General features: G+C 39.5%; 10 protein-coding genes. 1 reads left to right on the plus strand and 9 read right to left on the minus strand.

The window, feature by feature from the left end; translation table 11 throughout:
• Positions 1-12 precede the first annotated feature (12 nt).
• From H8S51_RS15065 to H8S51_RS15090, 6 genes are all read right to left on the minus strand, one after another.
• Complete coding sequence (locus H8S51_RS15065; RefSeq protein WP_022111894.1) at positions 13-1,497, minus strand: alpha-L-rhamnosidase-related protein; 1,485 nt, start codon at positions 1,495-1,497, stop codon at positions 13-15.
• Positions 1,498-1,518: 21 nt separating this feature from the next.
• Positions 1,519-3,204, minus strand: a complete 1,686-nt coding sequence (locus H8S51_RS15070) for a glycoside hydrolase family 3 protein (protein WP_022111895.1) — start codon at positions 3,202-3,204, stop codon at positions 1,519-1,521.
• Positions 3,205-3,223: 19 nt separating this feature from the next.
• Positions 3,224-4,228 carry an ABC transporter permease gene (locus tag H8S51_RS15075; protein WP_022111896.1) on the minus strand — a complete coding sequence of 335 codons (1,005 nt, stop codon included), beginning with the start codon at positions 4,226-4,228 and terminating at the stop codon, positions 3,224-3,226.
• Between the two features lie 126 nt (positions 4,229-4,354).
• Entirely contained in the window at positions 4,355-5,569 is a 1,215-nt protein-coding gene (locus H8S51_RS15080; RefSeq protein WP_015520065.1) for a substrate-binding domain-containing protein, read from the minus strand.
• 70 nt (positions 5,570-5,639) lie between these two features.
• A complete protein-coding gene (locus H8S51_RS15085) occupies positions 5,640-6,605 on the minus strand; it encodes an ABC transporter permease (RefSeq protein WP_015520064.1) in 966 nt (321 codons plus the stop codon).
• Positions 6,606-6,618: 13 nt separating this feature from the next.
• On the minus strand, positions 6,619-8,121 hold the full coding sequence (locus H8S51_RS15090) for a sugar ABC transporter ATP-binding protein (RefSeq protein WP_055194010.1): 1,503 nt from the start codon (positions 8,119-8,121) through the stop codon (positions 6,619-6,621).
• A gap of 237 nt (positions 8,122-8,358) precedes the next feature.
• Here H8S51_RS15090 and H8S51_RS15095 point away from each other — a divergent pair, with 237 nt between their 5' ends.
• Positions 8,359-10,854 carry a GH39 family glycosyl hydrolase gene (locus H8S51_RS15095; RefSeq protein ID WP_186900018.1) on the plus strand — a complete coding sequence of 832 codons (2,496 nt, stop codon included), beginning with the start codon at positions 8,359-8,361 and terminating at the stop codon, positions 10,852-10,854.
• Here the strand turns inward: H8S51_RS15095 and pgmB are convergent.
• From pgmB to H8S51_RS15110, 3 genes are all read right to left on the minus strand, one after another.
• Positions 10,844-11,491, minus strand: a complete 648-nt coding sequence (gene pgmB / locus H8S51_RS15100; RefSeq protein ID WP_015520061.1) for a beta-phosphoglucomutase — start codon at positions 11,489-11,491, stop codon at positions 10,844-10,846. The two genes, H8S51_RS15095 and pgmB, sit on opposite strands and share 11 nt — an antisense overlap.
• Positions 11,492-11,605: 114 nt before the next feature.
• Positions 11,606-12,574 (minus strand): helix-turn-helix domain-containing protein, encoded by a 969-nt coding sequence (locus H8S51_RS15105; RefSeq protein ID WP_118412759.1) that lies wholly within the window; start codon positions 12,572-12,574, stop codon positions 11,606-11,608.
• Positions 12,575-12,604: 30 nt separating this feature from the next.
• Positions 12,605-14,242 carry a spermidine synthase gene (locus H8S51_RS15110; protein WP_022111899.1) on the minus strand — a complete coding sequence of 546 codons (1,638 nt, stop codon included), beginning with the start codon at positions 14,240-14,242 and terminating at the stop codon, positions 12,605-12,607.
• Positions 14,243-14,272: the final 30 nt, after the last annotated feature.

Below are 14,272 nucleotides of genomic sequence, written 5' to 3' on the forward strand. Positions count from 1 at the left end.
AATACCCCACTCTTATTTTTCAGAATAATATTTTCGAAGAAAATAAGCAGGCGCACAACTCCAGGCATGACAGTAACTATTAACAATAGTCCCACCATAAGGTGATTCATCCGGATTATTTGGATTATATAACTCCCAAAACGTATCCGCACCAAGTCGTGCCATACCTCCCCAATATTTCTCCATAACACTAAGAGCCTCTGTTTTATCACCACATTTAAGTAATGCTTCTATATAATAGTGATACATATATGGGGTAATCATTTCAATTGCCTCTGTCTGTGTCGCAACATCATGTAAAATTCGAATTCCACTCTGCTCATCTACAACATCACCAAGAATCATCCATACCTGGCTTGCGTAGGAAATCTGCCTGCAATCACCACTGACAAATAGTCCTTTTTCTTCATCATAAAAATGCATCTTAGCAGCTTTTCTATAAAGTTCATAAGTTTTCATTATGCATTCTGCATCATGGTCTTTTCCGATTTCTTTTGCAATGGCAACGGCACTTTTCATCGCATACAGCAAAACACCCTGTGCACCTGCCTGCTTATTTAATTCCAGTGACCAGTCAAGAAAACACCAGCCGAGTTTATTGCAGTCTTTTACCACACCATCATTACCGACCTGTTTCTGTGCCAATACAATCTGCATTTTTGCTGTTTCCCACAAATCTTCAAGGGCCTCACGATCCTTCGTTTCTACATAATAATCCCACAGGGCTGCCACAAACAATAAAGAGTAATCAAACATACTGGTATCATCTACTTCCGGTTCTGGCTCTAAAAATACACATGCACCCACCTGTCCATTTTGCATCGGTAATGCAGCAAATAAATATAAACACCCCTTTACCATATCATTCATCTGATATGTCTCATAGTTTGCCAATGCCTGTAATCGAAGATCTCCCATCCAAAGTCGCCGATCACGTTTTGGTCCATCTTCAAAAACTTTCTGCATACAATCATGCAGTGTATGGCACGCAATATGATCAATCTGCTCCAATTCTTTATGCACATTATGATATGGTTTTAACTTACTATCATCTGCAGAAGATAATGCGATTGCCATGACATCTTCAATAACCAAATTAAATTTTGAACTGATATCAAGTATATCAATTTTCACATAGCGAAACGAATAACGCCTCGGCAAAGTATACTCTCCCGGAATCAGATCAAAATGAAGTTGTTCCTGTTGTACCCACGCTGAACAGATCCATCCCTGATAATTCTCCACATTTTCTTCAAATTCTTTCAAATTCTCTGCAAAGGAAAATCTAATCCAAACCGGAGCATCTGGATGTGAATTGACATAACCCATTTTTACTTGAAGATGTCCTACCAAATGTTTCCCAAAATCAATTGTTACCGAATCGCCTTTTCCTAAAGGTTTTGAAAAAAACTGTCCCTCTTTTGGAGGAACCAGTGTCTCCTTAACTTCCGGCAATAAACTTAATGCCTTACTTAAAAATTCTAAATTTTTTTTCATGTATTTGTTCTTCTCTCACTCTTACCATTTTAAGTATTCTTTTCCACAAAACGGATCTACCGGACTCTTGCCAGTAAAATTGCTTCTTCCCATAAGTTTTTCCATCACACTATCAATTACATACTCACTATTGGAATAGCCATTGATAAAGGTTTTTATCATGGGTACATCCACAAGATGATATGGATTAGCAAGGCTGATAAACACAACCGGTCTCTCAGCAGCAAACCATGGAACGTTATTTCCATTTCCCCAGAATGTATACCATGAAAGTCGGTTTGTCACTTTATTGGATGCATTTTCTACATTTCCAATATAAATGACCAGATCATAATTCTTCCGGAATGTGCCAACATCAAATTTTGCTGTTTCAAAGTTCTCCTGTTCATATACGTTAACTTCGAACCCCTCCTCAACCAATCGCTTACGAAAGCTTTCCAAAACACGCTCATTTGATGGAAACCCACCTATGATTTCCAGCAACACCTTTTTGGTCTTATGCGGATTCAACGGTAAAATTCCATCTATATCCTTTACAAGTGTAACTGCCTTGTCTGCGCTCTTTTTAGCCCATGCAACATGCTCATCAGCCTGCAGAATACAAAGTGCACTTTCCGAAGGCACAATTTCACACTTTGCTTTTCTGTGAAGTCCAAGCGAAGCTTTAGTTGCAAGAATTCTTGTGATTGCTTCATCTAATCGCTGTTCCGAAAGGATTCCCTGCTTGTATCCATTCAGCATATACTGATAATCTTCCTCAAGATCCTTATTAAAAAGGAACATATCACATCCTGCCTCAATCGCATAAGGAACTGCCCTTTCTCTGTTCATTGCACAGCTAAAACCTACCATGCAGGTAGAATCCGTTACAATCAGACCGTTAAATCCCAATTTTTTACGGAGCAAACCTTTTAACAATTCCGATGAAAGTGTTGCCGGTATTAATTTATTTGGAAAATCTGTATTATACGATTTTTGATATGCCGGCTGTGCAATATGTCCGACCATCACTGTCTGTGCCCCCGCCTGAATCAAGCCGCTATATATTTTTCCATATGTCGCATCCCACTCATCACAGGAAAGATTATTTACGCTTGTAAGAATGTGCTGATCCACTTCATCGCAGCCATCCCCTGGGAAATGCTTAATTGCAACAAGAACATTTTCTTCCTTAGCTGCCCTCATGTAATTGAGACCACATGCAAGAACACGATCCGGATCATCCCCATATGTACGCACGTTTGTAATCGGATTTCTCCAATTTCTATCAATATCAACCACAGGTGCAAAAGCCCAGTTACAACCAACCGCTGCACCTTCACTACAGCTTACTTTTCCGAGCCGATATGCATCCTCCGTGTCTCCAGTTGCCGCAACCTGCATTTGTTTTCCGTACTGTGTTCCATCTGTTGCAATTCCGCAGCCTCCATCCTCAAGATTAGCTCCAATAAGAAGTGGGATCTTACTGTGTTCCTGCAGATAACGGTGTGTCCGCTGCATTTCCTTCGCCTCACCACAACGATACATAATTCCACCAATGTGATGTGCGAGCATGACATGTTCCAGATATTGCGGATCTCCGGAATACCCGATTGGGACAAACAACTGACCTATTTTTTCTTCTAATGTCATTGACTTTTTTGTATTTTCAACCCATTCAATGTCTTCCCCTGAAAGGAAGAATGGATTCTTTGTTAAGTTGATCATATTCATACCCTCCTGCTTTCTATTTTCGTTTTCCGTTAAAAAGACTTACCAATAAATGTTCATTACTCAAATAAATCAAAAAGACTACAAGCAGTACTGCATTAATGATTGCCTGCATTGATGCATTTACCTCATTGGAGAATACAGCAAATGTTGAATTAAGCATGGACATACATAAAGCAGCTAAAAGGAATCCAATTTTTTCGTTTGTAAAGCGACTGATATAGGAGCCTATGAACATTGGAAGAAACGCCGTAAACATAATGCTGATAGAGGAAAAGTTCAACTGACCACCGTTGATTGTTGTGCTTCTTGTCGCATTTAAAAATCCTACAATTCCCATCAATCCGCCACAGATCACATAACATCCAATGGCATTTGATATCTCTTTTATACCGGTATTTACCGCAACCTTCTGACCATTTTTGAGTGCATTATAATCATATCCAAACTTTGTGTAATCAAAGATTGCTATACAGACAGCTAACACAACCACAATAATGATTGCTGCATAAATCCAGCTTCCTGTAAAAGCTGTCATAGATGGATTCTGCACTTCCTTCATCACATAACGTCCTTCCGTGATTGTAAAAAGAATTCCCTCATAGATCAGTGTCACTCCAAGAGATGTAATGATTGGCGGCAGATGCAGCACCACATACATAAGTCCTGAAACAAGTCCAAGTAACATACCAAATAAGATCGTCAATATCAACATCATCAATGCACTGTTACTTCCACCACCTAAAATGGAATATGTAATTTTAGCTCCTAATACAGAAGAAAGTGCTGCCATTGATCCCAAGGAAAAATCAAAACGACCACTATTTAAATTAATGGATAATGCTATTGTTGTAATCATCACAATTGCAATATATACAACAAAGTTATCAAAACCTGTCATGTTTGAAATCATTGTTTTTCCATTGAACATGCAGATTCCCTGCAATAATACAGCCACCAGTACCGGTATTGTTAATGTACCAATTACATTCTTTACCAAATGTCTATTTTTATTTTTCATGTTGTCCTCTCCTTTCATTTTTCAGGATATTCCATACCCTCTCCAAATAAATGAATTTTTAACTTTTCATTTATTTGGAGAGAGCACGGCTTCTAAATGAAGCCGTGACCTAACTGTAAAAATGAATTACTTCGATGTTACAAGTTCATTGATCTCATCAAAAGTAACAGACTCACCAATAATCTGGTCTAATGTTTCTTTATTGTAAATTGGATTATCTCCGTTATCTGACTTATAAAACTCATCAAATGTAGCCTCGTCAGTTGCAACCTGATAGTTTTGGCTGAGTGAGACTGCATTTCCCTGTTCATCACGGATTACATTTCCATTGATGGCATTTAAAACTAATGCAAATGCAGGACCTACAGAAGATGAATATTTACCGGCAAGATAGACAAGTTTTCCATTTGTGATAGCTTCTCCATTACTCTGTGTAAAGGAATCAATATCTGAGAACTCAATACCAGCAGCATTTAACTGCTGTGTAAAAAATGTTGTTGCCATTCCCACTGAAATAAATGCTTCCGGTTTTGCCTGAATTGCTGCATTGATCTCATCTGTTGTTGTATCACCATAGCCCTGCAGATAAGAAACAATCTGGATATCCCCAGAAATCTTAGACAAATCCACGCTCTGATCAGTAAAAATCTTGCCCACTACTTCTCCCTCTTCTGTAGCACCATCATAGGAAAGTCCCAGACCGGAAAGTACACCCGCTACACGGTATACATGCATAGGATTTGGAATAAATGCCCCATAGATAGCAGCTGTCTTAATGCCTTTTTCCGCAAAGAACCTGCCCATTTCTACACCAGCTTCATACTCTGTATCCATGCTTGGTCCAACCTGACCAAGGAAGTACTCATTTGTCTTATATTTTTCAAACTGCTCCTGATCAAGAGTTCCAGCAGCAACCGCATAATAAATCTGATTTTCCTCACAGGTTTCAATCTGCAATGCACGATCATTACTTGAAAGAGAGATGACTGCCTGATATCCCTGTGAAGCGAATTTTTCTATAGCAGACTTCTCGCTTGCCGCATCTTTAAGTTCATCGGTATAAGTAAATGTCACACCATACTGATTCGCAACATAATCTTCATAATAAGTACGGAACCCTAATGCTTCCTCGCCACTAACATCCTGAACTAAAACACCAATCTTAGCATTCTCTGCTGTCTTTGTCTCCTCCTTGACACTTGTATCACTCGTATCATTTGCTGTGTTGTCGCTGGCTGTATTGTCAGCTGTTTCTTTGCTGTTTCCACAACCAACCAGCATTGTCAACGATATGGCAGCAACCAGTCCAAGGCTTACCATTTTCTTCATTGTACGTTTCATAAATTATTCCTCCCATTTCTCTTATTAAAATTTTATTTTTAACACGTTATGTGTTAAATTCATATTTCTGTTATCGCGGCAACATCTGCGAACGATAATTTGCACTTGCAACATAAACAACTACCAGAAAAAAAACAGCACTGACAATCTGTGTAATTCCATATCCAGATGTTGAATCAATCAGCAGATCCAGAATATTATTTAAAATAATATAGGAAAATCCACCGACTACAGCCGCATAAATTTTCGATCTTGCACCTCCTGAGATTGGCATACCTCCAAACACGATAGCAACCATAATGTTCATCCCTATATCCCCCGCTGTCGTTGTTGTAACAGATGGGGTATAAACCAGCGTCATAAATGCGCCGATTCCAACGCCGATTCCCGCCAGAAGGAATCCAAGTATTGCATATGTATTGTATTTAATACCGGAAAGCTGGGCGCAGATTGGATTTCCCCCAACAAACTTTTCACGTCTTCCAAACTTGGTGTAATCAAAGATGAACGCACATACTACCACCCATATTACCAAAACTATAATTTTAAATGCGGATGTATCCAAATGTTTCACTACCTCACTCGGAATGCTGATTCCGCCTACTGCACCACCTTTTGTGGTAATGATCTGTGATGCAATTGCAGACAAAACAGACATCATTGCCACCGTTGTAACAAACACCGGAATATGAAAAATGGATGCCAGCACAGAATTTAACAAAGAACAGACAATTCCAGACAATAAAATCACAACAATCATTAATATAAAATTTTCAGTTGCATTATATGTCATTACCCCAAGTGTTGCTGAAAAAAGCGTTGCCGCACCCAAGCTGATATCAAACGAACCTAATGTATAAATAAATATTGCACCTGTTGCAACAATGGATAATACAATACCTTCATTAAATATAATCTTGATATACATATCCAGGCGATATCCCTTACTGCTTACAATTCCACAAAATACTGCAAACAATACGATAAGTGCTGCAAACGGCAATGCACCTATCATTATTTTTTTACTTTTTGTCATCTTTCCCAGCCTCCTATATCATGTACTCAATAATCTGTGAGTCAGAAAGATTTTTATTTCTCTCAAATTCTGCCGTAATCTCTCCGTCCTTCATGATCAAAATCCGATCACTCATTCCAATGAGTTCCGGCATTTCCTCGCTGATCATCAGAATGGATTTTCCTTCATTTTTCAACTTAACCATAAGCTGATACATTGCCTGCTTTACACCAATATCCACGCCTCGTGTCGGGCAGTCCAGTATAAGAATTTCACTTCCGCAGCCAATCCATTTTCCAAATACGACTTTCTGTTTATTTCCTCCCGAGAGTTGTGATACCGCCTGATCTCTTCCAGAACATTTAATGGACAATTCCTCAATCTGTTGATTTACATATTTTTTTTCGCGATTTTTTAAAACAAGAAAATCTTTTACGGCAAATTTGCTCATTCCCGCAATTGATATGTTGTCTTCAATACTTGCATTCAAACATAATGATTCCACATCTCTATCCTTAGACACATAACCCATACGTTTCTTCATCGCTTTTGCCGGACTGTCAATTACCGTTCCATCTGCCACTGAAACATTTCCTTCTTCTGGCTTTACTGCACCAAAACATACCTTTCCAAGTGTATGCATTCCACAATGTGCCAGACCTCCGACTCCAACAATTTCTCCCCTTCGCACCTGGAAGGAAACACCTTTCAGTCTATCTGTATAAACAAGATTTTTAACATTCAACGCAACTTCCTGCTGTGCGCTTGCTTCAAAATCACTTCGATAATAATCCCCCTGCAGTTCTCGTCCGATCATGCTTGAACGAATTGCACCCGCTTCAAACTCTTCTTTATTAAATGTTCTGATTATTTTTCCATCTCGAAGAACCGTTAAAGTATCACACACCTCCATAATCTCATCCAGATCATGTGAAATAAAAATCACTGACTTATTTTCTTTGCGGAAACGATTCATAATATCATATAAAATTTCCCTTCCATCATGAGATAAGGCAGTGCTTGTCTCATCAATTACCAAAATCTGAGGCTGTTTCATCACGACCTTTGCAATCTCTACAAGCTTTCTTGTCTGAAAATCCAGCTGTTGCATAAGCATATCGCCAGTAATATCATTTACCCCAATTTTTTTCATGACTTCAGTTGCATCTGCATTCATCTTCCTGCGATTGATCAATCCAAACCTGTTTTTATACCTCTCTGTCTCTGCCAGAAAAATATTTTCCGCAACTGTAATTCCCGGTATTGTTCCGCTTTCCTGAACGATCATTCCAATCCCCTTGTGAAGTGCATCAATCATACTAAGAGGTTTCCAGTCCTGATTTTTAAATATCATCTTACCACTATCGCATGCCTGCATTCCTGCTACAATGGAAGTAATGGTTGACTTTCCTGATCCATTCTCCCCAATTAATCCCCGAATTTCCCCCGGATATACAGAAAGTGACACATCTTTTAAAGCCACTGTACTTCCGAATCTTTTATTCATGTTTTCAACTTTTAATATTGGTTCACTCATGTTTATCACCTCGTCTTTATAGATATTATAAGTTTTCATTAATTTTCATGTGATTTTGTTTTTTATCTGTTTCACTTTAATTTTTAACTTTTTTATGTCTGCTCTTCTTTTCTTTCCACATCTTTTCAATCCGTCATACAAAACAGATTAAAAATTCGATGTTTTTATTGATTTTTTCATTACATTTATGTTTTAATCATTACAATATCTTATTTAGTTTTAAATGGGGGATTTTTTATGTCAGAAAATTACGATCTTATTTCAGAAAATGATATGCACATGCCCATTCGCTGTATAATGCAGCGTTTTGATCATATTCGTTCACAAATGCATGACTATTTTGAATTATCAATGATTGTTTCCGGGAACTGTACATTGCAACTGGATGATCATATATACAATTTAACAGAAGATGACGTGTTCTGTGTTAATCCACTCTCGCTTCATGAACTTCATGGTGTCAACTGTGTGATTGTAACCGTTTTATTCAACCAGACTTTGTTTGAACAGATTCTACCCGTTCCATTCCATCCTCGCTTTTTCTTTATCAGTACGATGACCGATAATCAGGAAGCTATTGTCCAACTCCGCACTCTGATAGCGCACATTATCAAAACAAATGTTGATAAAAAAGATGGGTATGAATTACGAAACTGGTCTTATATCTACAATATTATGGATGTACTGTATCGGAACTTCCGCATCAAACTCTCTACTGCTAAAGAAAAGAAAAATCACAAGTATGCTTTACGTATTTCCGAAATCTCACAGTTGATCCAGCAGCATTACACGGAAAATATAACCTTACAAGAACTTGCTGATGCAGTCCATTTGTCCGTTCCATATCTTTCTAAGTTTTTTGTGGAATATTACGGAATGAATTTTTTAAGCTATCTTAACCAATACCGCCTTATGCACGCAGTACAGGAACTCTCAACCACTGATAAGAATATTGATGAAATAGCGATTGACAGCGGTTTTTCCAACAGTCATGCCTTTGTAACTTTTTTTAAAAAGCAATACGGGATGTTACCAAAAGACTATCGCCGTGAACAAAAAAAGAAGAAAGAGAATACTGCCCAACGTGTAGAACAACATAACTATATTTACGGATTAAAAAAATATTTGAAAGAAGATACATTTTTTCAGGTTGTATCTCCTGTGAAAAAAACTGAAATTGAGATTTCTGTAAACGGAAGTTCCTATACTCTGCTTCACACCTGGAAAAAAATGATGACCGTTGGGCGGGCAAGTGATGTACTAATTTGTGATGTTCAAAAAATGTTAACACAGATTCAGGAAACAGTTGGATTTGAATATATTAAATTATGTGGCATCTTTTCTGATGATCTGCATATATACAATGAAACTGCAAGTAAAGTCCCGGTCTATAGCTTTTCTTATCTTGATAAGATTTTGGATTTTGTTATCGTCAATCACCTAAAACCCTGGCTTCAATTATCCTACATGCCGGAAAAACTTGCAAAATATCCAAACAGACGATTGTTTGGTGCAAATGTCAGCCAGCCCCACTCTGTCAGTGCATGGTGTCAGCTGGTCCATGAATTTTTGCTTCACATCACTGACCGTTACGGGTTAGATACCATAAAGACCTGGAAATTTGGTCTATGGAACCAACCGAATACTTCTTCCGACCTATTTGGCTTTACAAACGAAAATGACTTTTTTCTATTCTATAAAAGCACTTATGATTGTATTAAAGATTTTTGCCCTGATATCGAATTTAGTCTTCCTCCAACCTACTACATTGTAGGCGAAAGCTATGAAAACTGGTATCTGAACTTTTTGGAATGGTGTAAAAAAAATTCCTGTCTTCCAGACTGTTTAAGTTTTACATACTACGACACTAAAATGATTTCCGATAAAAATCATTCCAAGGAATCGTTTGGTTTTGTGTATGCAATGAGTCTTTCTGAATCTCCTGATGGGTTAAAAGATTTTGTTATGCAGGTTCTCCGTGAACGACGCCAGCTTGGACTTGGTAATATGCCAATCTACCTGTCAGAATGGAACAACACACCAAGCCAGCAGGATTTGCTCAATGATACATGTTTTAAATCGTGCTACATTGTAAAAAATATTTTGGAAAATTATGACCGACTAGATAGTTTTACTTATCAGGCTCTTACCGATCTTATGGCAGATGACGCTCTGCCCAACAAACTCTTTTTCGGTGGACTAGGTCTGTTCACGGTAAATGGAATTCCAAAAGCAAGTTATTATGCTTATACTCTCTTACGGCAGTTAGGAGATCAGTTTTTAGGACGAGGAGACGGTTATTTCATTACCCGTAAACACAACAGTTATCAGATTATGTTGTACAATTACAAACATTTTAACTATCTTTATGCCAACGGAGAACGTTTTGATATGACAGAAACAGATCGCTATACTGTATTTGCAGATTCTGATCCAGTCACAATCGAACTATGTCTTTCTAATATTCCGCAAGGTACATACAAAATTTCTGAGACTTATGTAAATCGAACACATGGGAGTTCTTATGACCAATGGGTTTCCATGGGTGGATTAGAACTTACCACTCCTTATGAATTTGACTTGTTAAAAAAAGCATCCTCTCCAGGATTCCATCAGAAGCTGATGCATATCGCTTCTGATGAAACCCTAAGATTGAATGCAGAATTAGAACTATTAGAGATTCGACTTATTCAAATCACACCTGTCATCTGCCCATCTGACGTTAGCAGATAGAACAAATAGAAAGCAGATCTTTAAATGCCTGAATCGGATATGTCACTTGGCTATGACCTGCGGCATCTCCGATTCCAGCACTCTGAAAATCACCAGCATAAGCAGCATCAATACCGGCAAGCGCATCCTCTACGACCAGACAATTTTCAGGTTTTTCACCAAGCATCTCAGCCGCTTTCAAAAATACTTCCGGATCCGGCTTTGATTTCGTAATATTCGTTCCGTCACTAATTGCATCAAAGTATCCGTTTAATCCAATCTGTGTCAGAATCTTTTTCGTATTTTTACTGCTTGATCCAATCGCAAGCTTATACCCTCGCTGACGTAATATTTCCAGTGTCTTTTTTACCTCCTGCGACAGATCATCCGGAGACATCTTTTCCAACAGACGAACATAACTTTCATTCTTCCTTGCGGCAAGTTGTTCTTTTTCCTCCTGTGTATATTCTCTTGATGCTTTCTCCAAAATAATGTCCAGACTTTCCATACGACTTACTCCCCGTAGTCTGCCATTAATTGTCTCATCGAAATAAATTCCTTCTGCGTCTGCCATTTCTTTCCATGCCTGATAATGATACTGATCCGTAAAGCATATAACACCATCCAAGTCAAAAATAATTGCACGTATTGTATTCATAGGATACCCCCTTGTAAACTTATAGACTATGTATCTTTTTTTAAGATAACAAAAATAAGGACAGCTTTTTAGACTCTCATTCGACTAAAAAACTGTCCTTATTTTCTGCATTGTCTATCTTTTATAATGTTCTAACCGATACTTTCGCGGTGTCATTCCATATCTTTCTTTAAACTGCCGGAAAAAATAGCTCTGATTTTCATAACCAACATCTAACGCAATCTCTTCCACTGACAAATCTGTCTCCAATAATAAATGTTCAGCTGTCTCAAACCGCCTGTGCTGCAAAAGTTCCTGAAAATTATATCCGGTCTTTTGCTTGATGAGTCTGCTAAGTACCGTCATGGACTGATGCGTATCCGCAGCGATCTTTGTCAGATTCGCATTTTTGCAGTCACTGTTAATGTACCGGAGCACCGCCTGTACCACTGTTTCTTTATAATCCATCGAAGAATTATGACTTAAATTTTCAAGATGATTTAACAGATACAAAAATACAAGTCCCATGGAATACTGATTGATCGCATCCTCATTTGCATGTTCGTGCAGCATGGAGACGATCATATTTTCCATAAGATTTTCCACCTGCGGATCTTCCTGCAGCTGGAACAGCAGGTAATGTGAAACGGGATCTTTCTGCCGGAACGCACCGACAATAAATTCCGCCAGTACATTTTTCTCATGCAGCATGGAGAGCGGGATTTCAAAAAACTCCGGTAGCGCAATAAAATTGATCCCGATATCCTCATATTCCGCCCGCCGGATCGCATGACGCACCTGCTGGTTTAACATCAGCACATCTCCCTTGTGAAGGGTCAGCTCTTTTCCCTCAATGATATGTGTGATGTTTCCCTGCACCACATACATCATCTCCACATAATTGTGCCTGTGCTCCGGGAATTCCACAAAACGGCTGTGCGGGCGCACCGTGACGAGCCGTCCTCTCTCTAACAGCAGTTCCCGGTCGATCTCACTGATCGAATCTTTCGCATATAACTGTTTTTCGATGTTTCCCTGTCCTGACTGATACTTCTTTTCTTCTTCTGATATGAGTTTCAGTTCCTGTAAAAGCTGTTTGCGCATGCGCTTGATTTCCTGTCTTCTAAAATCTTTTTATAGTGACTCCAGCAGTCCGTTGATCCCGTCTTTTTCAAAAATATCCTTATAATATGCAACTTCCCCCTGGATCAGCTGGTCGATCACCTGCATGCCGAGAAGCTCCACAGGCGCCTTGTCGTCCGTCATGATATAATCTCCCGCCTCATACACACTGCTGGTGTCTGCCACATGAAGCATCATATCGCGCAGATCGGAATGTCCGGTCTCATTTGCGTTATTCTCTAATGTCTTTACCATGTCTGCATTGGAGGAAGCATACAGCTCCCGGTTTGTGGAACCGTCCACATCCACGGTCACGATATGGTCAAATACGGATGCAATGGTATCCGACAAATACTGGTTGATATTGCCCTCATTGTTTCCGCGCATATTCATGTTTACGACCATCACGCCGTTCTCGTTTAAATGCTCTTTGACCATCGTAAAAAATTCGACCGATGACATCTGAAACGGGATGGTGATATCCTGGTAGGCATCCACCATGATAACGTCATATTTCTCGTCGATCGCCTGTAAATATGCCCTGCCATCATAGGTCGTCACTTTGACATCGTCCGGCAGGGAAAAATATTGTCTGGAAAGCGCCGTGATCTTATCGTCGATCTCCACGCCCTCGATTGACATATCACCGAAATATTTTTTACACTGGGTCGCGTAAGTTCCGGTTCCCATTCCAAGGATCAGAACATTCATATCCTCTGCCTTTTTATCCGGGATCATGAGCGGCGCCGCCATCGCATAATCGTAATACATTCCGGTCAGACCGCCGTCTTTCATGTAGAGTGACTGCACACCGAACAGGACATTCGTGGATAAGATCACGCGCCTGTCATCCTCGGAGACCTGTAAATAATTATAAATGGATTCCCCTTCGTAACTTAAGTCATTCTGCCAGAATGCAAAAGAATCCGAATAGCCAAGTCCACAGCAGAGTACGAAAATAACTGCCGATACTGCCACCTTCTTCTGTCCCCTGTGGCTGCTCAAAAAATACACTGCGGCTAATGCGATCAGAATTCCCGCAAAAATGAGAAACGTGATAGAGGTTCCGACTGCCGGAATCGTCACAAAAGTCGGCACAAATGTTCCGATAATGCTTCCGATCGTGTTGAATGCTCCCAGCGTTCCGACCGTTTTTCCACTGTCGTCAAGACTGTCCACCGAGTATTTCACAAGGGATGGCGTCACTGTGCCGAGTAAAAACAGTGGGAATACAAAAATCACCATACATGCCACAAATGCGGCAATAATGAGGAAATTGCTGCTGACGGTAAAGATCAGCAGTGCCGATATTCCAAGGATAATGTATTTTCCGACGACCGGTATCAGTGCGATCCAGATCGCAGCGATCAGTATTCTGCGGTACAGTTTGTCCGGGTCCGGCGACCGGTCCGCACTTTTTCCTCCATAAATATTTCCAAGCGCCATTGCGATCATGATCGTTCCGATGATGATCGTCCACACGATCTGCGACGAGCTGAAATACGGCGCCAACAGCCTGCTCGCACCCAGTTCTACTGCCATCACGGACATTCCGGCAAAAAATTCCGTGAGATACAAAAACAGCTTATTTTTTAAAATTCCTGACTTTTCCATAATTCTCCTTTCTTTTTCCCCTCTAGTATAGCTCATAAAGTGGACTCCAAGTCAAGTTTTTTATCC

Origin of the sequence: Roseburia rectibacter (genome assembly GCF_014287515.2) — a bacterium.
Classification (GTDB): domain Bacteria; phylum Bacillota; class Clostridia; order Lachnospirales; family Lachnospiraceae; genus Roseburia; species Roseburia rectibacter.

Excerpts from the sequence above, each read along its gene's own strand:
- H8S51_RS15065 (WP_022111894.1), bottom strand. The coding sequence starts at position 1,497 with ATGAAAAAAAATTTAGAATTTTTAAGTAAGGCATTAAGTTTATTGCCG.
- H8S51_RS15080 (WP_015520065.1), bottom strand. The coding sequence starts at position 5,569 with ATGAAACGTACAATGAAGAAAATGGTAAGCCTTGGACTGGTTGCTGCC.
- H8S51_RS15085 (WP_015520064.1), bottom strand. The coding sequence starts at position 6,605 with ATGACAAAAAGTAAAAAAATAATGATAGGTGCATTGCCGTTTGCAGCA.
- H8S51_RS15110 (WP_022111899.1), bottom strand. The coding sequence starts at position 14,242 with ATGAGCTATACTAGAGGGGAAAAAGAAAGGAGAATTATGGAAAAGTCA.
- H8S51_RS15095 (WP_186900018.1), top strand. The coding sequence starts at position 8,359 with ATGTCAGAAAATTACGATCTTATTTCAGAAAATGATATGCACATGCCC.
- H8S51_RS15075 (WP_022111896.1), bottom strand. The coding sequence starts at position 4,228 with ATGAAAAATAAAAATAGACATTTGGTAAAGAATGTAATTGGTACATTA.
- H8S51_RS15105 (WP_118412759.1), bottom strand. The coding sequence starts at position 12,574 with ATGCGCAAACAGCTTTTACAGGAACTGAAACTCATATCAGAAGAAGAA.
- H8S51_RS15070 (WP_022111895.1), bottom strand. The coding sequence starts at position 3,204 with ATGATCAACTTAACAAAGAATCCATTCTTCCTTTCAGGGGAAGACATT.
- H8S51_RS15090 (WP_055194010.1), bottom strand. The coding sequence starts at position 8,121 with ATGAGTGAACCAATATTAAAAGTTGAAAACATGAATAAAAGATTCGGA.
- pgmB (WP_015520061.1), bottom strand. The coding sequence starts at position 11,491 with ATGAATACAATACGTGCAATTATTTTTGACTTGGATGGTGTTATATGC.